Below are 19,949 nucleotides of genomic sequence, written 5' to 3' on the forward strand. Positions count from 1 at the left end.
ATCTCTCGCCCGCTCGTGTGGAAGACTTGCGTCACCGCCACGAGGAGATTGGACATGACCGCCGTTTTTGCCCGCCCCGCCTATCATGATGCGCTGTCGCGGCTTGCCGACCGTCATCTCCTGCGCGATCTCGCCTATGTCGGCGGCCGCTGGATCGTCGGCACGACAGGCAAAAGTTTCGAAGTTACCGATCCGGCCTCCTCAGGGACGCTTGCCTGGGTTGCGAGCCTCGGTATGGACGAGACGGCAACCGCAATCGATGCGGCGGCGCAGTCCTTTGCCGCCTGGCGCGCCATGCTGCCGCAGAACCGCGCGACCATCCTACGGAAGTGGCACGAGCTGATGCTCGCGGCCAAAGAGGATCTGGCGCTGATCATGACGCTCGAACAGGGCAAACCGCTTGCGGAAGCGCGCGGCGAGATCGATTACGCCGCCTCCTTCATCGAATGGTATGCCGAGGAAGGCAAACGGCTGAATGCCGAAAGCATCACCAGCCACCTGCCCGGGGCGGAAATGATCGTCCGGCGCGAGGCGCTCGGCGTCGTCGGCATCGTCACGCCCTGGAATTTCCCCTCTGCGATGCTGACCCGAAAGGCCGCCGCCGCGCTTGCGGCCGGCTGCACTGTCGTCGCCCACCCCTCTTCGGAAACCCCGCTTTCGGCGCTTGCCCTCGCCGAACTCGGAGAACGGGCCGGCATTCCCGCCGGCGTCTTCAATGTCGTCACCGGCCATGCCGCAACGATCGTCGGAGGCATGTGTGCCGATCCTCGCCTGCGGGCCATAAGCTTCACCGGCTCCACCGAAGTCGGCCGCCTGATTGCCGCCCAATGCGCCCCGACCATGAAGCGGCTGGTGATGGAACTCGGCGGCCACGCACCGCTGATCATCTTCGACGACGCCGATATCGAAAAGGCGGTCGAGATCGCCGTCGACGCCAAGTTTGCCACATCCGGCCAGGATTGCCTTGCCGCCAACCGCATCTTCGTCCATCGGCGGATCGCCGACGGCTTCACCAAGGCTTTTGCCGCCCGCATCGGGGAGCTGAAGGTCGGCGCCGGGCTCGAGGACGGCGCCGAGATCGGGCCGCTGATGCATGAGCGCGCTGTCATCAAGGTCGAGGAGCAGGTCGCCGACGCGCTGGCGCAGGGCGCACGCCTCGTCACCGGCGGCAAACGCCATAAGGCCGCCCGGCTCTTCTACGAGCCGACGCTTTTGACGGATGTGCCGGCAAATGCGCTGATCATGCGCGAGGAGACCTTCGGGCCTGTGGCAGCACTTGCCACCTTCGACACCGAAGAAGAGGTCGTCGCCCGCGCCAATGATACCGAATACGGCCTTGTCGCCTACGTCGTCACCGAAAACGGCGCCCGCCAGATGCGTCTCGGCCGCGCGCTCGAATATGGCATGGTGGCGGTCAACCGCGTGAAGATCACTGGCGGCCCTATTCCCTTCGGCGGATGGAAGCAGTCCGGCCTCGGCCGCGAGGGCTCTCGCCATGGGCTCGAGGCCTTCACCGAGCTCAAATATCTCTGCATCGACACCGCCGCTTAAAGCTCTTTGTTTTTATGCATGTCGTTATCCCGGAACCGCGGCACACTTCCGGGCGACATGCACTAACCGCCCATTTCAAAAAGAGGACAGGACATGCTCGACAAAAGCAACGAACTCACCGCCTGGGACCGCGATCACTTCTTCCATCCCTCCACCCATATGGGCATGCATGCGCGCGGCGAGACGCCGACCCGCGTCGTCGCCGGTGGCGAAGGCGTCTACATCACCGACACGACAGGGCGGAAAAGCCTCGACGCCTTTGCCGGCCTCTATTGCGTCAATGTCGGCTATGGCCGCCGGGAGATCGCCGACGCGATCGCCGAACAGGCAAAGAACCTCGCCTATTACCACGCCTATGTCGGCCACGGCACCGAGGCCTCGATCACGCTTTCGAAGATGATCATCGATCGTGCGCCTGAGGGCATGAGCCGCGTCTATTTCGGCCTGTCGGGCTCGGACGCCAACGAGACCAACATTAAGCTCATCTGGTATTACAACAATATCCTCGGCCGACCCGACAAGAAGAAGATCATTTCGCGCTGGCGCGGTTATCACGGCTCAGGCGTCATGACCGGCAGCCTCACCGGCCTGGCACTCTTCCACAATGCCTTCGACCTGCCGCGCGCGCCGATCCTTCATACCGAAGCGCCCTATTATTTCCGCCGGCCCGACCGCGCGATGGGCGAGGAGCAGTTCTCGCAATATTGCGCCGACAGGCTGGAGGAGATGATCGTCACCGAAGGACCGGACACGATCGCCGCCTTCATCGGCGAACCCATCCTCGGCACCGGCGGCATCGTGCCGCCGCCGAAAGGCTACTGGCAAAAGATTCAGGCCGTACTCGACAAATACGACATCCTGCTTGTCGCCGACGAAGTCGTGACCGGTTTCGGCCGTCTCGGCACGATGTTCGGCTCGGATCATTACGGCATGAAGCCGGATCTGATCACCATCGCCAAGGGCCTGACCTCGGCCTATGCCCCGCTTTCCGGCACGATCGTTTCGAGCAAGATGTGGCAGGTGCTGGTGCAAGGTTCCGACCAGTTGGGAGCGATCGGCCACGGCTGGACCTATTCCGCCCATCCGATCTGTGCTGCCGCCGGCATTGCCAATCTCGACCTGATCGATGAACTCGGCCTCGTCGAAAATGCCGGCGCGACCGGCGCCTATTTCCGCTCGGAACTGGCTAAAGCGGTCGGCGGCCATCGCAACGTCGGCGAAGTCCGCGGCGACGGGCTGATGGCGGCAGTCGAATTCGTAGAAGACAAGGATGATCGCAAGTTCTTCGACGCCGGCCGCAAGATCGGCCCGCAGGTCGCCACCGCCCTTCTCGAACGCGGCGTCATCGGCCGCGCCATGCCGCAGGGCGATATCCTCGGCTTCGCCCCGCCGCTCTGCCTGACACGCGAGGAGGCCGATATCGTTGTCAAGGCGGCGGCCGACGCCATCGAAACCGTCTTCAAGACGATCTGAGGAGAGCGCGGCATGATGATCCCCGAAAAGATGGCGGCCGTTCTGCTCACCGGTCATGGCGGGTTGGACAAGCTCGTTTATGACAGGCACGTGCGCGTTCCGACGCCTGCCGACGGAGAGGTTCTGATCCGCGTCACCGCTTGCGGCATGAACAACACCGACGTCTGGGTACGCCAGGGCGCCTACGGTACAGAGGACGATCCATCCGCCGTTTCCACCTGGCGCCGGCAGGGCAATACGCTGAGCTTCCCGCGCATTCAGGGCACCGATACGGTCGGCGATATCGTCGGCGTCGGTGCCGGCGTCGATCCGGCACGCATCGGCGAACGTGTCATGGTCGATTTTTCGATCTACAACCGCGACGACGACAGCCTTGCCGACATCGACTACATGGGCCATGGCCGCGACGGCGGTTATGCCGAATATATGGTCCTGCCGGCCGAGAACGCCCATGTCGTTGCAACCGATCTCACCGACGTCGAACTGGCCACCTTCTGCTGTGCCTATCTGACCGGCGAGCGCATGCTGGAGCGGGCAAGGCTTGCCGCCGGCGAACGTGTCCTCGTCACCGGCGCCTCGGGCGGCGTCGGCTCGGCGATCATCCAGCTGGCGCGCGCCCGCGGCGCCATCCCAATCGCGGTCGCCGGTCCCGGCAAGGAGGCGGCGATGCTTGAGATCGGTGCCGAGGCTGTGGTGACTCGCGGCAAGGGCGATCTGGTCGAAGCCGTCCATTCCGCCAGCCGTGGCCAGCCGATCGACGTCGTCGCCGATCTCGTCGGCGGGCCGCTGTTCAACGACCTCTTGAAGATCCTGCGCCCGGAAGGCCGCTATACGACGGCCGGCGCCATCGCCGGCCCGGTCGTCCAGCTCGACCTCAGGACCATGTATCTCAAACAATTGGAGTTGCATGGTTCCAGCCAGGGAAGCCGCGCCGACTTCCGCCGGCTCGTCGGATATATCGAAAGCCGGAAGATCCGGCCTCTCGTTGGCGGCGTCTATCCGCTGTCGGAATTCCACCGCGCCCAGAGCGATTTCATGGCGAAAAATTTTGTCGGCAAACTGGTCGTGGTTCCGGACAAGAGATAAGCGCGATCCGATCACGCGCGCCGCCGAACCTTATCGGCTTTGCGGCGTTTCACGGCCATGGACACAGGCAAGACGACATACCTCACTTCTGCCGAACTCGGGCGAATTCGGCGCGCTGTCGGCATAGCCCGTCTGATGGATACGGCGGTTCGATTGCCGATCATCGGCGTCCGGATCGGCGCCGACTCGGTCCTCGGACTCATCCCGGCCATCGGGGATGTTGCCGGATCCCTGATCGGTCTTTTCATCATCGACGAGGCAAGACGGCTTGGCCTTCCTGGCCATAAACTCGCCCGCATGGCCGCCAATCTCGGTGTCGACGCCGCCTGCGGCACGGTTCCGCTGATCGGCGATCTCTTCGACGTCTATTTCAAGTCTCATCGCCGCAACGTCGGCATCATTCTCGACCATTTCGGCGTGAACGAAGACCAGCTGAACCGCAGAATTTGACGCGGTCGGCCGCCCCCTGCTGTTCCGTTGGCGAGGAGCCTCCACGAGACGCGACGCCGATCGACCATCGCGCTCCGTTAGAGCCAACAGAATGGTTCAATCTGAAAGGGCTTTAAAGCTCAGTCAAAGCACCCGCCGTCTTCACCGCGTGATCGAGAACAAATTGCAGCTTGGCAGCGTGGCCGAAACCTGGCTCGTCCGGCTGTCCTTTTCGCACGGCGTTTGCAAATCGCTGGAAATTGGTGATGACCGGTTCGACCTCGATCTTGCGCCAGATTGCCTTATCGGCGTCGGCACCTTCACAGGTCCTCAGCGTCGAGCCCTCGGGCGTATGCACCACCTCCAGCGCACCCTTGTCTCCGTGCAGGCGCAGGCGCAATTCGTTCAGATGGCCGGTCGCCCATCGCGTTGCATGGATGACGCCAGCCGCGCCGTTTTCGAGTTCAGCCATCATCAAGAAACTGTCATTTGCATCGAGGTCGTATTCCCCGATCCGGTTACCAGGGCTTTTGTCGAACACTTTAAGATGCGATGCCGCCGCCTTGACGTCGCTTCCGGCGGCAAAAACCGCGAAGTCGAGAATATGGATACCGACATCACCAAGCACACCATTGGAGCCGTGTTTCGTCGACAGCCGCCAGAGCCATTGCGACTCTTTGGTCCAGTCGCCCCAGGCCTTCGAGACCAGCCAGCTTTGGAGATAGGAGGCTTCGAAGTGCCGGATCGCGCCGAGACGCCCGTCCAGCACCATCTTGCGCGCTGCTTGCAGCGGCGCCACGTTGCGATATGTCAGGTTTACCATCGTGACCTTGCCGGAGGCAGCTGCGGCGTCGGCCATCTCCTTGGCCTCGCGGTAGTTCACCGCCAACGGCTTCTCGCAGAGCACATGCTTGCCGGCGCGAAGTAATTTCATCGTCGTGGAATAGTGGGCGCGATCCGGCGTCACATTGGTCACGGCGTCAAACTCCCCCCAGGCAAGGGCATCATCGAGCGATGTGAACGTCAGCGGGATAGCATGCCTGAGCGCGAAAGCCCGCAGCCGGACCTCGTCCGTATCGACGGCGGCAACAATTTTGACGCCGGCGATTTCCGAGAAATTCATGGCATGGGTATTTGCCCATCCTCCGGTTCCGAGAATGATCAAGCGCATCTTTGTCCTCATTTGTTTGTCGAATTATTGGCAGCAGAATCGGTCGTCTTTTCGCAAGCGCCCGACGCTCTTGCCAAGAAAGAGATCGACCCGTTTCTTCCGGGCCAATCCCCTGCCTTGGCGTCCACGCGAATAAGGTGTCTCAGCTCCTCAGCGGTAACCGGCTTCGCCGGCCTGATGCAGTTTCGGGCCGCGTTCGACGATCGGCTCCAGGGCCTTTTCTACCGGCACATTTGGGGCGTCGGTAATGCCAGTCAACGACCCTTGCGGGTTGTACGCCCATTTGACGCCGTTGATCAGCACCTTCTGGATGGTGGCGTCGTGATAGGTCGGATAGGTCTCGTGGCCGGGGCGGAAGTAGAAGATGTTGCCGGCGCCGCGCCGCCAGGTCAGGCCGGAGCGGAACACTTCGCCGCCCTGGAACCAGGAGATGAACACCGTTTCGAGCGGCTCCGGTACCGAGAACTGTTCGCCATACATCTCCTCGTTCTCGAGCTCGAAATGCTCGCCGATGCCGGCGGCGATCGGATGGCGTGGATTGATCGTCCACAGCCGCTCACGCTCGCCCGCCTCGCGCCATTTCAGCGCGCAGGGCGTGCCCATCAGCCGCTTGAAGATTTTCGAGAAATGGCCCGAATGCAGCACAAGCAGGCCCATGCCTTCCCAGACGCGCTTGGCGACGCGCTCGACGACGACGTCGGAGACAGCGCCGTGATCCTTGTGGCCCCACCAGGTCAGCACGTCGGTTTCGGCAAGCCGGGCTTCGCTGAGGCCGTGTTCCGGCTCCTGCAGCGTCGCCGTCGTCGCTGAAATGCCGGGATCGCTATTCAGCGCATTGGCGATCGTCGTGTGCATGCCCTCAGGGTAGATCCCCCGGACGATTGCATTGGTGTTCTCATGGATGTTTTCACCCCAGACAATGGTGCGAATGGTCACGTTGTTCACTCCTGGTGGTTAAACGGATCGAGCCTTGGGAAGAGCATCGACCCTGGGAAGATCAGGCAGCCTGCAGGGATGCCCGCTCCAGCGCCCGGCCTGAGTGGTCGAAGCGGTGGACATGGCCGGCAAGCGGTGCAAGGCCAAGCGTCTGGCCTGGCTCGTGACGGGAGACACCGGCCTCCCGCACGATGAGCGGCTCATCCGCCCCGATATCCATATAGACGAAGCTATCGGAGCCGAGGATTTCCGAATGGATGACCGTGCCGCTCCAAACCGGCGACTCGGCCGTGATGCGAACATGCTCTGCGCGCACGCCGATTGTATGGCTGTCATAGGGCTGTGCCAGCTCGCCCGACAGGAAGTTCATTCTCGGCGAACCGATGAAGCCGGCCACGAAGAGCGAATTGGGGCTTTCGTAAAGCTCCAGCGGCGTACCGATCTGCTCGACGACGCCGTCTCTCAACACGCAGATCCGATCGGCGAGCGTCATCGCCTCGACCTGATCATGGGTCACATAGATCATCGTCGTGTTGTGCATGCTGCGATGAAGCTTGGCGATTTCCAGCCTGGTCGCAACGCGAAGCGCCGCATCGAGGTTGGACAGCGGCTCGTCGAAAAGAAAGACCTTGGGATCGCGGACGATCGCCCGGCCGATTGCCACGCGCTGACGCTGTCCGCCGGAAAGCTGGCGCGGCAAGCGATCCAAATAGGGTGAGAGCTGCAGCATACCGGCCGCCTCTTCAACACGCTCGCGGCATTCGTCTCTGGTGCGCCCGGACAGTTTCATGCCGAAAGCCATGTTGTCGAAGACTGTCATATGCGGATAGAGCGCGTAGGACTGGAACACCATGGCGATCGCTCGCTTCGATGGCGCATGCTGGTTCACCGTCGTGCTGTCAAAGGAGAGGGTTCCTGACGTAATGTCCTCCAGGCCGGAGATAAGCCGGAGCAGCGTGGACTTGCCGCATCCCGACGGCCCCACGAACACCATGAACTCACCCCTGCGGATGTCCATCGTCACGCCCTTGATCACCTCGAAAGCACCGAAGCTCTTGCGGATGTTCTCCAGTCGGATCTCTGCCATGTCTACTCCCTCAACCTTTGACGCCGCCGGCGGTCAGTCCCGAAATGATCCGGCGCTGGAATATCAAAACAAGCACGACAACCGGGACGGTGACGATGACCGACGCCGCCATGATGTTGCCCCAGGGGATCTCGAATTCGCTGTTGCCCGACAGCAGGGCAATGGCCACCGGGACGGTCCGCTGCGTATCCGATGATGTGAATGTCAGCGCAAAAAGGAACTCGTTCCACGCGGCGATGAAAGCAAGCAGCCCCGTCGTCACCAGCGCCGGCCACATCAACGGCATGAACACCTGGGTGATGATGACCCATGGCGACGCGCCATCGACGATCGCCGCCTCCTCGATCTCAATCGGCAATTCCCGCATGAAGGTCGTCAACACCCAGACGGTGAACGGCAGGGTGAAGATCATGTAGGAGAAGATCAGCGCGAAAGGCGTGTTGAAGATGCCGAACCAGCGAATGAGTTCGAAGAGGCCGGCAAGAACAGCGATCTGCGGAAACATCGACACCGAAAGGATGGTCAGCATCAACAGCGCCCGCCCGCGGAAATTCACCCGCGCTAGCGCGAATGCGGCGGTGATCGAAAGCAACAGCGATGCGGAAACCACGACGCAGGCGACCATCGCGGAGTTCGCAAGACTGCGAACGAACCCGCCTTGGCCCATCACGGAAGTGTAGTTGGCGAAAGAGATCGAGGTCGGCCAGTAATCGACTTGGAAAAGCGCCGTGCCGGTCTTCAGGCTCGTCAGGATGGCATAGTAGAACGGAAACACCGCAATGATGACGATGATCGTGACGAGCAGGTAGAAGAGCGTATTCTTGGTGATCGAAAGCAGCATCAGCGTTCCTCCCCACCGAGCTTGACGCGGCCGAGCCACATATAAAGGACGGTGACGGAGGCGATGATCAGGAAAAGCACCGTTGAGGCGGTGGCGCCGTAGGCGAACTTGTCGAAGTCGAACAGGTTCTCGCGCGCCATCACCGACATGGTTTTCGTCTGCGCATTGTTGGGCGTCAGGACATAGATCAGATCGAAGATGCGCATCGCATCCAGCATCCGGAAGATCACGGCAACCATGATAGCCGGCCGGATCAGTGGCAGCGTCAGACGCCAGAACACCTTGATCGGATTGACGCCGTCGATCTTGGCGGCTTCATAGATGTCGCTCGGAACCATCTGCAGTCCCGCAAGGATCAGAAGCGCCATGAAAGGCGTCGTCTTCCATACGTCGACGACCAAAACGGCGATCATTGCCGTTTCCAGATTGGCGGTCCAGGCGATCTTCTCGCTGATCAGGCCGAAGCCGAGCAGAATCTCATTCAAGATACCGAACTGGTCGTTGAGCATCCAAGCCCACATCTTGGCCGAGACGATCGTTGGGATCGCCCAAGGAATGAGGATTGCGGCCCGTACGACCCCGCGTCCGACGAACCGGGCATTCAGCACCAGGGCGACGATCAGCCCGAGCACGGTCTCGATCAGGACCGAAAGGACGGTGAACTTGGCGGTATTCCAGACAGCATGCCACCAGACCGGATCGGCAAGCAGCCCGCGATAGACGGTTCTTCCGCTCTTCAGCGTCACCCACGACAGATAATTGGAAAAGCCGACGAACTGCGCGTTGCCAAGGTCGTTGAGGGACGCATTGGTAAAGCTGAAATAGATTGTTCTGAACAGCGGCCATCCGGCGACGATCGCCAGGATCAACAGCGTCGGCGCCAGAAACACCCAGGCAGAGCGAATGCGTTCGGATTGCAGCTCCGTAGAGGCTCTGAGCTTGGAAACCCTTGGTTCAATCGCTTGTGGAACTACGATTTCTGTCATGAAACGCCCCTCCTCATTGACTCAGGCCGAAGACCGGACCGACGGCTTGACAGCCGCCGGTCCCGATAGTCACCAGGCGTCGCCCTTGAGGGTCGTCAGGTCGGCTTCGAGAAGCTCGAGGTTCTCGGCAGCTGAGCCGCTGCCGGACAGTGTATTGTGGACTGCAGTCCAGAACTTCGAGGACACTTCATTGTACTTGACTTTGGCCGTCGCCGAAGGGCGCGGCACCGCGTCCTGGAAGATGGGCTTCCAGTTCGGCATGAAGGGCTGTGCCGCGGCAACATCCTTGTCGTCATAAAGGTCCGTCAGCGTTGGCAAATTGGACAGCTCGACGGCACGCGCCTTTTGAACGTCCTTCGACGCCAGGAATTTTACCAGCGCGATGGCCGCTTCCTGCTTTTCGGAGTATTTCGACACCGCCAGATTCCAGCCGCCGAGCGTCGAAGACGGCTTGTCGCCGGCGGCTGCGACCGGTAGCGTCATCACGTCGAACTTGCCCTTAACGGCGCTGTCGGCACCATTGCCGAGGGAATAGGCATAGGGCCAGTTGCGCATGAAGACGGCGTTGCCGGTCTGCCAGACGCCGCGCGATTCTTCTTCCTGATAGGCGAGCACGCCTGGCGGTGAGATCGTGCCGATCCAGCCCTTGGCGCGCTCGAGTGCTGCAGCCGCCTTCTCATTGTTGATGGAGATCGCTCCGTCCGTCTCGACGATCTGGCCGCCGCCCGACGACTTCACCCATTCCAGCGCGTTGCAGGTCAGCCCTTCGTAGGAATTGCCCTGGAACACGTAGCCCCAGAGGTCCTTCTGTCCGGCCTGACGTTCTTTATCCTGAACCTCTTTGGCGGTGGCGGCCATCTCGTCCCAGGTCTTCGGCGGCTGCTTGCCGTATTTGTCGAGCAGGTCCTTTCGGTAAAACAGCGCCGGAGCATCGGTAAACAACGGCAGCGCCACGAGCCGGCCATTGACGGTCTGCGACGCGATGATCGACGGGAAGAACTGGCCGACCACGTCTTTGGTTGCCTCCTTCAAATCGATGAACTGGTCGGCAAGCTGCGGCGCCCAGATCACGTCGGTCTGATAGACATCAATGTCCTTGTTTCCGGCCGCAAGCCACAGGCGGTATTGGGAGAACTGCTCGCTGCTCGATGATGGCATGGTGACGAGCTTGACATGATTGCCGGTGTTCTTTTCGAAAACCGCCACCTGCTTCTGAAGAAATTCGATGCTTTTCCCGGTGGTGTTGGCGGCGAACGAAATTTCGGCGGCGCGGATCGGGCCGGCGACCGCGACGGCGAGCGCGGATAAGGCTAAGGCAAACTGTTTCATGATCTCCTCCCAGAAATTGAAATCGATTTGGCCCGCAGAACATTGCAGAAGGCCTTGGCGGCGTCAAGCCGACAAATCAGCACTTCACAGTTGTACAACATATCAATCATGGCATCATATACAGCTTAAGAGGCAATTTCTGGTGTCTGCAGGCGATGCCCCAAGTCGGCCGTATTGAAATCGATTTCAATCGCCGCTGAATTAGGCGCTTACCCGTTGCGCATCGCCAAAGCATCGTCCATTGATTGCCTAGATAAAGAAGACATCCGATGAAACTTCGTGAATTTGCAAAGCAGCTTGGGCTTTCTCCGACGACGGTCAGCCGTGCGCTCAGCGGCTACCCAGAGGTGAGCGAAGCCACGCGCGCCAGGGTTGCAAGCGAAGCAATGCGGCTTGGCTATCGCCCCGATATCAATGCCGTGCGGCTAAAGACCGGACGAGCCGGAGCGATAGGCGTTATGATGGGACGTTCAGGAGAAATTCATTTCGCGGAATTCGTGTCGGGAATGGCGCAGCGCCTGGAAACGGCCGATACGGATATTCTCATCACGCCCATCACCGCGCACAATGATGACGACGAGATCCAGGCCTATCGACGCCTGGTCGAAAGCCGCCGGGTGGATGCAGTGATCATTCATTCGCCACGTCCCCGGGACCCTCGGATCGAGATGCTGAACAGCCTCGGCGTGCCTTTCCTGGTTCACGGCCGCTCGGAGACCGAGCACGTTCACGCCTGGCTCGATATCGATAATGAAAATGCTGTGCGCAGGTCCACCGAACACCTGCTCGACCTCGGGCACCGGCGCATCGCCATGATCAACGGCCTCAGGGGCAAGACCTATTCGATCCACCGCGAGCAGGGTTTTCGGCTGGCGCATCAAGAGCGTGGGCTGACTGCCGATCCCAACCTGATGGTCTGCGATAAATTTTCCGACGAAAGCGGCTTTCGCCATGCCCGCTCCTTCCTCGAGAGAGCGAATGCGCCGACCGCCATCGTCGCGGGCTCCACGATGACGGCGCTTGGTGTTTACCGCGCCGTCCGTTCGCTTGGGATGACGGTGGGACAGGATGTCTCGGTCATCGCCCATGACGACGTCTTCCCTTATCTGACGGCCGAAAACATGGTGCCGTCGCTCTCGACAACGCGATCCTCGATGCGTGCTGCGGGCACGCGCTGTGCTGAGTTAACGCTACAGCTTATTGCCGGACGTGCCGCGGATGAGGTCCATGAATTGTGGCCGGTCGAACTGATTCTCAGGGAAAGTACCGCCCCACCGCCCTGACGGAGCAACCTCTCGACGCGTACAGAACCCGAGTGTCTTCTAAAGATGATCGATCGGAGCGACCTTCCCCGCCAAGAATGCCAGAGCCGCCGCGCCGACAAGGCCCGAGTTCTGATCCAATGCCGCCAGCATCACCTTGACATCCTTGAATGCCGGCATTGCCCACTGGCTGATATAGGCTTGAATGCCCGGTTGCAGACGTTCGAATTCGTGGGAGAGCCCTCCCCCCATGACGATGATATCGGGACTGAAGATGTGGATCAGGCTGGTGAAGCCGCGACCGAGAACCTCCGCTTCCTCGTCGACCAGTTGATTTGCGAGACGATCGCCATATCTAGCCGCCGCAAAAACGCTGCGGCTGTCGATGGTGCCGCCACCGCTGCCTATCGTCGTCTCTCGGCTTTCCACCGCCCGCATTTGCGCGCGCCGCGCAAAAGCCGGCCCGGATCCATAGGCCTCGAAACAGCCCCTGTTGCCGCAAGGGCAAAGCTCGCCGTTCGGCACGACCGACATGTGGCCGACATGGGCGGCCATGCCCTTGCGACCGCGCACCACGCGACCGTCCGAGATAACGCCGCCGCCGATCCCGGTGCTGACCGTGACATAGACGAGGTTATCAAGGCCCTTGCCAATACCGAACTGCCATTCGCCGATCGCCGCGGCAATGGCGTCGTTTTCGAGATCGACCGGAAACGCAAACCGCTTCTGCAACTCTGCCTTCAGCGGAAAATCAACGAAGCCCGGAAGGGTCGGAATATCGGTTGCGACACCGGCGACCGTATCGAGCGGGCCCGGGGCGGATACGCCGACGCCCACCACCGAAGCAGGCTTCGATGCTGCAAGCAGCCGATCGGCGAGGCCGCAAATCTGGGCGAGCACCCGGTCGGGGCCGGCCAGCGCATCCGTTGGTTCGGCCAAACGCGTCAGGATCCTGCCTTGCTCGTCGACAAGGGCAGCGCGCACCTGCGTTCCGCCGAGGTCTATACCAATGGCAACCTGCTGCATGTGAACCACCCGTTAGAGCGCGCGCATCCATGCCATTCGCTCATCGAGCGACGGCGCATTGAAAGCCAGGGAACCGAGAACCACCGTTTCCGCGCCGGATTGGCGCAAGAGAGGCACAGTGTGCTCGCGAATGCCGCCATCGGCCGCCAGCACGATCCGATCGGCCGCACCGCAGCCGGCGATGATCCGCTTTGCCTGTTGAAGCCGGGCGCCGGCCTTCTCGTCGAGGCCCTGGCCCTTTACGCCGATCGCCGTGCCAAGCAGCGTCACGAAACGCAGCCGGGAAGCGTATCTCTCGATCCGCTCGACCGGGGTATCGACCTTGAGAACCATGCCGGCTGCGACACCGCGGCGATCGAGAAGATCGAGAGCCTCGTTCGCGACGCTTTCGTTTTCGACATGAAGACTGATCAGGTCGCTGCCGGCATCGGCGAACTGCTCGATCTGCGACAGGATGATGCTATCGGCAACCATCAAGTGAACATGGATGGGGCGCGTGGAGACTTTGCGCACGCCGGCCACGAGATCGGGGAAAAACAACATCGCCGGCGCGAAATGGCCATCGGCGACATCGATATGGAGGATGTCGACATGAGGATCGACACGTCCGAGATCATCGGCGAGACGCATGAGATCGGCCGACCAGACGGAGAATTCGGCAATCAGCCGATCCTTCGGAAGATCGTCGATCCAGGTCTTGGAGGGGGTAGGCATCGTTTCAAAGCTCCTTCAGAAAGTTGCCGACGGCAAGCCGAAAGTCGGCGACATATTGCGGACGGCTCTCGGTTTTCGGCGTGATCTGCACGAAACGCGCGCCGGCAATCCGCGCGGCAAGAGCGCGTGCGTGACCAAGAGGATGAATGCTGTCGCGATCATGGCCGATGACCAGCGTCGGAAGGGCGAGATTGCCGACTTCATCATCGGTCACATCAGGACCATCGTTGGAAATCCTGGTCAGCATTTCGGCGGTCACATCCAGAGGCGTGCGCGAGAAAAAGCCGGCAAGCGAGGCCAGATTGTCCGGCGCCTCGGCGGCGAGCCGCACGCCTATCGGTCCTGCCAGGAACGTGGTCTTTGCCTCGCCCAGTGGCAGAGTTTTCATAAGCCGCCCGACTTCGGCATTGGGCGCCATATTCTCCGGCGCGGGTGCCGTCAGCCAGGCCGGCCTTGCGATGATCAGAGCCTTGACGAGATCGGGCCGCTTGACCGCGAGACGCAAGGCGATCGCCGCACCCATCGAGATGCCGCCGATCATGATCGGCGGCGTAAGGTTCTTCTCGATATAGGCGGCGATATCATCGCAGAAGGTCGCGATCGACAACCGCTCCAGATTGCCGGCTTGGGAGTGTCCGTGGCCGCGCGCTTCGATCGTAACCCGGCGAAACCCCGCGTCGAGCGGAAAGACTTCATCGGTCTGCGCCGCGTCTCCGCATAGGCCATGCTGGAATATGACAGACGCACCCTCGCCCGCCATATCCACATTGAGAGTGACCCCGTCGCTAGTTTCGAACGGTTGAACCCGTCTCATCTTCCTGCCCCCGCAGAATGACCATTGAGGATATTCTTCAGGAAGGCCGCTACACCGGCCGCCTCCGAGGCCGAAAGACCATGCGTGACGAGACTGCCGTTAAAACCAATCGCCTTGAGACGGCCGAGATAATGCGTGTAGTCGAGGACACCCTTGCCGGCGGTCGCGAAACTACCGTCCGGATTGCGGTCTTTCGCATGCGCCATGACGATCCGATCGGCCAGAAGGTCGATGGCGGAAGACACGATGCTCCGCTGCTCATCCAGCGTCGCGACCTCGAAGAGATTGGCCGGATCGAGCACGATCTTGATGCGGGGGCTCTTCAGTGCCGTGATCAGCCGATGGGCTTTCTCAGCCGAGTCGACGACATTGGCAAGCTCGGGCTCGATGCCGAGATCGACCTCGTAGCGCTCGGCGATCTCGATGGCCGCCCCCATGGCCTCGAGGAGATCCTGCCAGGCCTCCGGCGTATTGTTGTCGGCATGCGCCGTCCACTGATCGATGGGGTCGCGTGTGCCGGTGCAGAGCGTGATCAAGGTCGTCGACATGCCGGCGCTGCGCTCGGCCAGAGTCGCCAAGTTGCGAAGGCCGGCCTCGCGAACGGCAGGATCCGGGTGGATCATGTTGAAGGTGCCGGAAACGGCGACAATCTCGACGCCGCTCTCGCGCGCCGCTTCGGCAACCGAACGGGCCTGGGCTTCCGTGATGATCTCCGGCATCGGCGGAAGGCCGGAGCAGGCCATATTGTATTGCGCGCAGGTGAACCCGGCCGCGGCGACCGAGTTGAGAACGGTTACCGGTTCCATTCCCTCGAAGGTCTTTGCGAAGATGCCGAGCTTCATCACACGCCACCCGTGACATCAGCCAGCGCGACCGGTTTGCCGCTTTCGGCAGAACGCGCGACGGCGACCATAGCCCGGACGGAGGCCAGGCCATCATCGATGTCGGCACCTTCCATCACTGCGCCATCCAGAATGGTGCGGGCGAAGCCTTCGACCTGACGGCGATAAAAATGACCGTCGGCGCCGAGAACGCGATGGGTCGCGCCGTCGGCTTCCCGGAAAATGTCGACTTCGCTGGTCTTGTAGTACCAGGGGTTATAGGTCTTGCCCAAAATGCTGCCGTTCTTACCATAGATCTGGAAACCTTCGTGCCAGTCCATGCGCACCTGGACGGTGAGATCGAGATGGCCGAGCGTGCCGGAGGCAAACTCCACATCGACGAACCAGCACCAGATGCCGGCCCGCTCGGACAGGCGCGCGGTGACGGCAACGATGTCGCCGGCAAAATAACGCGCCGTGTCGATCAGGTGGCAGCCATGCGCCAGCATGTAGTAGCGGCGCAGGTCGGCTTTCGGATTGGCAGCGGGCTTTCGCGCATTGGCGCTTGAAACGATCAGCGGCTGGACCGCATCGGTCATCGGATAGCGGTGGGTGCTGTCGCAATACCACGCCTTCAACGCAACCATCTCGCCCATCTCGTCGCGGATGAAGGATTTCGCCGCCTGAAGCCCGGCGTCGAAACGCTTCATATGCCCGACCTGAAACACCTTTCCCGACGTCTCGACTTCAGCCTTCAATTCAAGGCACTCTTCGACGGTGACACCGACGGGTTTCTCGCACAGCACATGCTTGCCCGCCTGAAGGGCGCGGATCGAGGCCGGAACGTGAAAGGCATCGGCGGTGGCGATGATCACGGCATCAAGGTCGGGGTCGGCCAGCATCCTGTCATAGTCGTCGTAGGTTTTTTCCGCTCCATGGGTGATCGCCATTCGTTCGCGGAGATCCGCGGCGACGTCGCAGATCGCATGGAGATCGGCATTCACAGCCTTCGTGCAGCTCTCGAAGTGCGCCGCCTGGGCAATCTGGCCGGCCCCCAATACGCCGATGCGAAGGCGCCGTTCCTGTTTTGCTGGCATCGATAACCCCCTCTAGGTCGGATGTTGAAGATGAACGCCGGTTTCGTCTTCGCTTCACAGCGCCACATGGGTTTGAGGATGGAAAAAATGAAGTTTCGCCGGATCGATTGCCAGATTGATCGATTGGCCTGCCTCGACCGTACTGACAGCTTCGAAGCGGGCGACGGCGTTGGCCGCACCGCTTAGGTCTTCGACGGCGTCGGGGTCGCCCGAGTCGATCCGAACTGCGTCGATTTTCAAATGCACGATCAACTCGGAGCCAAGCTCCTCGATCGATTTGACGACGACCGGGATCGTCGGATGGGAGGACCCGGACGGCAACCGGCTGTCGTAGAGGTCCTCCGGCCGAACGCCGAAGATCAGCGCCTTTCCCTCGAAGGCGGAAAGGCCGGGAGCCCGCTCGAAGGCGCCGTCGGACAACGGGATGGAGAAGCCCGGCAGATGGATCCGCATGCCCTCCAGACGCCCTTCGAACAGGTTCATCGACGGCGAGCCGATGAAGCCTGCGACAAACGCATTGACCGGGCGGTGATAGAGGGCCTTGGGCGTATCCACCTGCTGAAGCACGCCGCCCTTCAGCACCGCGACGCGATCGCCCATGGTCAGGGCTTCGGTCTGGTCGTGCGTCACGTAAATCGTCGTCACCCCCAACTGCCGCTGCAGGCTTGCGATTTCGGCGCGCATCTGAACACGCAGCTTGGCATCGAGGTTGGAGAGCGGCTCATCCATCAGGAATGCCGCGGGCTCACGGACCATGGCGCGGCCCATCGCAACACGCTGGCGCTGGCCGCCGGAAAGCTGGGCGGGCTTGTTGCCGAGCAGGCTTTCCAGCTGCAGGATCTTGGCAATCTCGTGAACGCGCTTGGTTCGCTCGGCCTTGGTCTTTCCGGCCAGCTTCATCGAAAAGGCAATGTTGTCGAACACCGTCATGTGCGGATAAAGCGCATAGCTCTGGAAAACCATGGCAATGTCGCGGTCCTTGGGCGCAAGATCGACGACATCCTGACCGCCGATGCTCAAGGTTCCACTGCTGATTTCCTCAAGCCCGGCAATCATGCGGAGCGCAGTCGATTTTCCGCATCCGGACGGACCGACCAGAATCAGAAACTCGCCGTCATGGATCGTCAGGCTCAGATCCTTGATCGCATGGTAGCTGTTTCCATAGGTCTTGCAGATTTTGTCCAGTACAACCACAGCCACGTCTCATCCTCCCGTGTCACACCGCTCACGTTTCGACCGGCGCTCTTCCCGCCACCTCCGAGCCTTTCGACAAGAAAGCTCAGGCCTGAGCTTCAATGTCAACAAAAGAATCGATCGCATTCCGCGCGCACCTTGTCGGGTATCTCACCGTATCCATTTGAAATATATCACGTTTGATCCGAAAAATAGAATTATTATGCGCGCTAAAATATTTTTACGCGCGTAACTTTTATGGCCAGCGCGGTCGCCGTTAAGGACCTTTAAACCCTGCGATCAAGATGTTGTTTTGCTCAGGCGGCCCACAAATTCGACACCGACCAGTTGCACGCTAATCGTGGCATCCCGGAATCGGGCGCGGCACCGGCGCATTTTCCCCCGCCATCCATGCCAGGCAGGTCCGGTTGTCCGGCAGGCCCCGGCGCCCTCCGCGTGCGGTCACGGAAATGGCAGCCGCCGCTGTGGCATAGGCTACACAATCAAGCGGGGTTTTGCCCTCGGCAAGGGCAAGAGCGTAGGCCCCATGAAAACAGTCGCCGGCGCCGGTCGTGTCGACCGCCTGGACCTGATAGGCCGGCAAAAGCCAGCGGGTGGGATCGCCTTTCTGGCGGAGGCAGGTTCCTCGTTCGCCATCGGTCAGCACGACAGCGGACCGCTCCGCTGACCAGAGCTTCTCCAGGATGATCGTTGGATCATCTTCACCGGTGTACTCTCTGGCGAAAGCGAGTGGCAGCACCAGATGGTCGGCGAAGGCGATGAGCCCGTCCGTCGCGGCACCCACCGTCCATTCGATATCGGCTATCACGGCAAGCCCGAGTGCTCGCGCCCGCGCCACGACGCTTTCCGAATGCGTGGCATAACCGTCGATCAGCAGGACTGGGGCCCGCATCAAAACGTCATCGGGCAGCGCATCGGATGTTCCGTGCAGCACATCGTCGTCATAGGCTATGAACCGGTCGCCGTTAGGAGCGACGGTGATCACGGAGCGGATCGGCGCGGCAGCGGCGTGGCGGGGCGCCAGGGATATGTCGACGCCCTCACGCTCGAGTTCGGCGCCGGCCGGATCGGTCGCAGCATCCTCGCCGAGCCAGCCGATAAAGCCGGCGCGCCCGCCAAGCCGAGCGACGGCAACAAGGGCCGTCGCAACATTGCCGCCATGGTCCGTGGCCCGTTTCGTCACCTTCCCCTTGCCGGCCGAAAGCCCGCGATCGACATAGATAATGTCATCGATGGCAAGGGCGCCGAAGCCTAGAACCTGGAGCGGGCGCGACACGTCTCAAGCACCGGCGGCCGCCAGCGCTTCCTCCGGCGCCATGCCATTGTGAATAACGAATTTGAAGGCGCGCGCGGCCATGGTCGTATCGCCGTGACCCCAGAGGTTACGGCCGACGACCGCGCCCTTGGCGCCGGCGCGCAAGGCTTCCGATGTCTGGACGAGCGCGCCGAGCAGCGTATCGGTCTTCGGGCCGCCGGCAATCACCACCGGAATCGGGCAGGTCGCGACGGTCTCGCGGAAGGATTCGAAATCCCCGGTGTAGCCGACCTTGATCACGTCGACGCCGGCTTCGAAACCGATGCGCACCGCATAGGCGATCTCATCCGGGGTGAACACGATCTTGCCGCCGTCGGAGAAATCACGGGGATAGACATGGGCGACGACCGGCATTTCGAAGCGGGCGGCAGCGTTGACCGTGTCGGTCAGCCAGCGGATATACTCTCCTTCGGTGGCGCCGCGCACCGGAATGGCGACGGCCAGCGCGTCCGCACCATAACGCACCGCGTCTTCCGGAGTGGCGATGAGTTGGCGAATCCGGTCGTCGGCGGTGAAGCAGCCGCCCTGAATGACGAGGGCGGCCTTTCCGGCATAATCCGACCAGAGGTGGCGCGCCGCGCCGGGCTGGATGCTGATGTAGTCGGGGCCTCCCGCCATCACGCGTCTGAGCGCGCCCGGCAGATCGGCAAGCCCGCCCTCGCGAACATTGCCATAACCGACAAAATGATCGACCGCGCCCCCAAACAAATGCCCCGATGGGTTTGAGAACAGGCGTGCGAGGCGGACTTTCGTTCCGAGACCCATGGCGATGCTTCCTTTGCGATTGCGGCGTCGAAAATGCCGGCGGCGTTGTTGA

19 protein-coding genes are annotated in these 19,949 nt (G+C 61.4%); 5 read left to right on the top strand and 14 right to left on the bottom strand.

The window, feature by feature from the left end; all coding sequences use genetic code 11:
• Nucleotides 1-54 precede the first annotated feature (54 nt).
• The 4 genes from K6N12_RS03685 (at nt 55) to K6N12_RS03700 (ending at nt 4,560) form a co-directional block, all read left to right on the top strand.
• Nucleotides 55-1,551, top strand: coding sequence for an NAD-dependent succinate-semialdehyde dehydrogenase (locus K6N12_RS03685; RefSeq protein WP_097629392.1), 1,497 nt, complete (start codon nt 55-57; stop codon nt 1,549-1,551).
• A gap of 93 nt (nt 1,552-1,644) precedes the next feature.
• Nucleotides 1,645-3,024: an aspartate aminotransferase family protein gene (locus K6N12_RS03690; protein ID WP_097629391.1), complete on the top strand. Its 1,380-nt coding sequence runs from the start codon at nt 1,645-1,647 to the stop codon at nt 3,022-3,024.
• A gap of 12 nt (nt 3,025-3,036) precedes the next feature.
• Complete coding sequence (locus tag K6N12_RS03695) at nt 3,037-4,110, top strand: alcohol dehydrogenase family protein (RefSeq protein ID WP_097629390.1); 1,074 nt, start codon at nt 3,037-3,039, stop codon at nt 4,108-4,110.
• Nucleotides 4,111-4,167: 57 nt separating this feature from the next.
• The gene (locus K6N12_RS03700) at nt 4,168-4,560 is read left to right on the top strand and encodes a DUF4112 domain-containing protein (protein ID WP_097629389.1); all 393 of its coding nucleotides are present in this window, start codon (nt 4,168-4,170) and stop codon (nt 4,558-4,560) included.
• A 112-nt stretch (nt 4,561-4,672) separates the two neighbouring features.
• Here K6N12_RS03700 and K6N12_RS03705 read toward each other — a convergent pair whose 3' ends face one another.
• From K6N12_RS03705 to K6N12_RS03730, 6 genes are all read right to left on the bottom strand, one after another.
• A complete protein-coding gene (locus K6N12_RS03705) occupies nt 4,673-5,710 on the bottom strand; it encodes a Gfo/Idh/MocA family protein (protein ID WP_097629388.1) in 1,038 nt (345 codons plus the stop codon).
• A 150-nt stretch (nt 5,711-5,860) separates the two neighbouring features.
• Nucleotides 5,861-6,646, bottom strand: a complete 786-nt coding sequence (locus K6N12_RS03710) for a ThuA domain-containing protein (protein ID WP_131710543.1) — start codon at nt 6,644-6,646, stop codon at nt 5,861-5,863.
• A 61-nt stretch (nt 6,647-6,707) separates the two neighbouring features.
• Complete coding sequence (locus K6N12_RS03715; protein ID WP_131710542.1) at nt 6,708-7,733, bottom strand: ABC transporter ATP-binding protein; 1,026 nt, start codon at nt 7,731-7,733, stop codon at nt 6,708-6,710.
• Nucleotides 7,734-7,743: 10 nt separating this feature from the next.
• Nucleotides 7,744-8,574, bottom strand: coding sequence for a carbohydrate ABC transporter permease (locus tag K6N12_RS03720; protein WP_003591439.1), 831 nt, complete (start codon nt 8,572-8,574; stop codon nt 7,744-7,746).
• Nucleotides 8,574-9,560 carry a carbohydrate ABC transporter permease gene (locus tag K6N12_RS03725; protein WP_097627971.1) on the bottom strand — a complete coding sequence of 329 codons (987 nt, stop codon included), beginning with the start codon at nt 9,558-9,560 and terminating at the stop codon, nt 8,574-8,576. Before K6N12_RS03725 ends, K6N12_RS03720 begins: the two co-directional genes overlap by 1 nt.
• Nucleotides 9,561-9,629: 69 nt before the next feature.
• Complete coding sequence (locus K6N12_RS03730; RefSeq protein WP_097627972.1) at nt 9,630-10,889, bottom strand: ABC transporter substrate-binding protein; 1,260 nt, start codon at nt 10,887-10,889, stop codon at nt 9,630-9,632.
• Between the two features lie 269 nt (nt 10,890-11,158).
• Here K6N12_RS03730 and K6N12_RS03735 point away from each other — a divergent pair, with 269 nt between their 5' ends.
• A complete protein-coding gene (locus tag K6N12_RS03735; protein WP_054185265.1) occupies nt 11,159-12,172 on the top strand; it encodes a substrate-binding domain-containing protein in 1,014 nt (337 codons plus the stop codon).
• Between the two features lie 39 nt (nt 12,173-12,211).
• Here the strand turns inward: K6N12_RS03735 and K6N12_RS03740 are convergent, their stop codons facing one another.
• The 8 genes from K6N12_RS03740 to K6N12_RS03775 all read right to left on the bottom strand — a co-directional run bounded on the left by K6N12_RS03740 (nt 12,212) and on the right by K6N12_RS03775 (nt 19,897).
• Nucleotides 12,212-13,177 (bottom strand): ROK family protein, encoded by a 966-nt coding sequence (locus K6N12_RS03740; RefSeq protein WP_097627973.1) that lies wholly within the window; start codon nt 13,175-13,177, stop codon nt 12,212-12,214.
• Between the two features lie 12 nt (nt 13,178-13,189).
• A complete protein-coding gene (locus tag K6N12_RS03745) occupies nt 13,190-13,891 on the bottom strand; it encodes a ribulose-phosphate 3-epimerase (RefSeq protein WP_097627974.1) in 702 nt (233 codons plus the stop codon).
• Between the two features lie 4 nt (nt 13,892-13,895).
• Nucleotides 13,896-14,705, bottom strand: coding sequence for an alpha/beta fold hydrolase (locus tag K6N12_RS03750; protein ID WP_097627975.1), 810 nt, complete (start codon nt 14,703-14,705; stop codon nt 13,896-13,898).
• Nucleotides 14,702-15,547: a sugar phosphate isomerase/epimerase family protein gene (locus K6N12_RS03755; protein WP_097627976.1), complete on the bottom strand. Its 846-nt coding sequence runs from the start codon at nt 15,545-15,547 to the stop codon at nt 14,702-14,704. The genes K6N12_RS03750 and K6N12_RS03755 overlap by 4 nt, the downstream gene beginning before the upstream one ends.
• A complete protein-coding gene (locus K6N12_RS03760) occupies nt 15,547-16,623 on the bottom strand; it encodes a Gfo/Idh/MocA family protein (RefSeq protein ID WP_097627977.1) in 1,077 nt (358 codons plus the stop codon). The genes K6N12_RS03755 and K6N12_RS03760 overlap by 1 nt, the downstream gene beginning before the upstream one ends.
• A 54-nt stretch (nt 16,624-16,677) precedes the next feature.
• Nucleotides 16,678-17,823 carry an ABC transporter ATP-binding protein gene (locus K6N12_RS03765; protein ID WP_097627978.1) on the bottom strand — a complete coding sequence of 382 codons (1,146 nt, stop codon included), beginning with the start codon at nt 17,821-17,823 and terminating at the stop codon, nt 16,678-16,680.
• A gap of 328 nt (nt 17,824-18,151) precedes the next feature.
• The gene (locus K6N12_RS03770; RefSeq protein ID WP_097627979.1) at nt 18,152-19,093 is read right to left on the bottom strand and encodes a PfkB family carbohydrate kinase; all 942 of its coding nucleotides are present in this window, start codon (nt 19,091-19,093) and stop codon (nt 18,152-18,154) included.
• Between the two features lie 3 nt (nt 19,094-19,096).
• Complete coding sequence (locus tag K6N12_RS03775; RefSeq protein WP_064844122.1) at nt 19,097-19,897, bottom strand: beta/alpha barrel domain-containing protein; 801 nt, start codon at nt 19,895-19,897, stop codon at nt 19,097-19,099.
• Nucleotides 19,898-19,949: the final 52 nt, after the last annotated feature.

Origin of the sequence: Rhizobium redzepovicii (assembly GCF_019793435.1) — a bacterium.
Taxonomy (GTDB): Bacteria; Pseudomonadota; Alphaproteobacteria; order Rhizobiales; family Rhizobiaceae; genus Rhizobium; species Rhizobium redzepovicii.

Bases quoted from the DNA above. Each gene is read 5' to 3' on its own strand.
- K6N12_RS03685 (WP_097629392.1), top strand. From the start codon at position 55: ATGACCGCCGTTTTTGCCCGCCCCGCCTATCATGATGCGCTGTCGCGG.
- K6N12_RS03690 (WP_097629391.1), top strand. From the start codon at position 1,645: ATGCTCGACAAAAGCAACGAACTCACCGCCTGGGACCGCGATCACTTC.
- K6N12_RS03695 (WP_097629390.1), top strand. From the start codon at position 3,037: ATGATGATCCCCGAAAAGATGGCGGCCGTTCTGCTCACCGGTCATGGC.
- K6N12_RS03700 (WP_097629389.1), top strand. From the start codon at position 4,168: ATGGACACAGGCAAGACGACATACCTCACTTCTGCCGAACTCGGGCGA.
- K6N12_RS03705 (WP_097629388.1), bottom strand. From the start codon at position 5,710: ATGCGCTTGATCATTCTCGGAACCGGAGGATGGGCAAATACCCATGCC.
- K6N12_RS03715 (WP_131710542.1), bottom strand. From the start codon at position 7,733: ATGGCAGAGATCCGACTGGAGAACATCCGCAAGAGCTTCGGTGCTTTC.
- K6N12_RS03720 (WP_003591439.1), bottom strand. From the start codon at position 8,574: ATGCTGCTTTCGATCACCAAGAATACGCTCTTCTACCTGCTCGTCACG.
- K6N12_RS03725 (WP_097627971.1), bottom strand. From the start codon at position 9,560: ATGACAGAAATCGTAGTTCCACAAGCGATTGAACCAAGGGTTTCCAAG.
- K6N12_RS03730 (WP_097627972.1), bottom strand. From the start codon at position 10,889: ATGAAACAGTTTGCCTTAGCCTTATCCGCGCTCGCCGTCGCGGTCGCC.
- K6N12_RS03735 (WP_054185265.1), top strand. From the start codon at position 11,159: ATGAAACTTCGTGAATTTGCAAAGCAGCTTGGGCTTTCTCCGACGACG.
- K6N12_RS03740 (WP_097627973.1), bottom strand. From the start codon at position 13,177: ATGCAGCAGGTTGCCATTGGTATAGACCTCGGCGGAACGCAGGTGCGC.
- K6N12_RS03745 (WP_097627974.1), bottom strand. From the start codon at position 13,891: ATGCCTACCCCCTCCAAGACCTGGATCGACGATCTTCCGAAGGATCGG.
- K6N12_RS03750 (WP_097627975.1), bottom strand. From the start codon at position 14,705: ATGAGACGGGTTCAACCGTTCGAAACTAGCGACGGGGTCACTCTCAAT.
- K6N12_RS03755 (WP_097627976.1), bottom strand. From the start codon at position 15,547: ATGAAGCTCGGCATCTTCGCAAAGACCTTCGAGGGAATGGAACCGGTA.
- K6N12_RS03760 (WP_097627977.1), bottom strand. From the start codon at position 16,623: ATGCCAGCAAAACAGGAACGGCGCCTTCGCATCGGCGTATTGGGGGCC.
- K6N12_RS03775 (WP_064844122.1), bottom strand. From the start codon at position 19,897: ATGGGTCTCGGAACGAAAGTCCGCCTCGCACGCCTGTTCTCAAACCCA.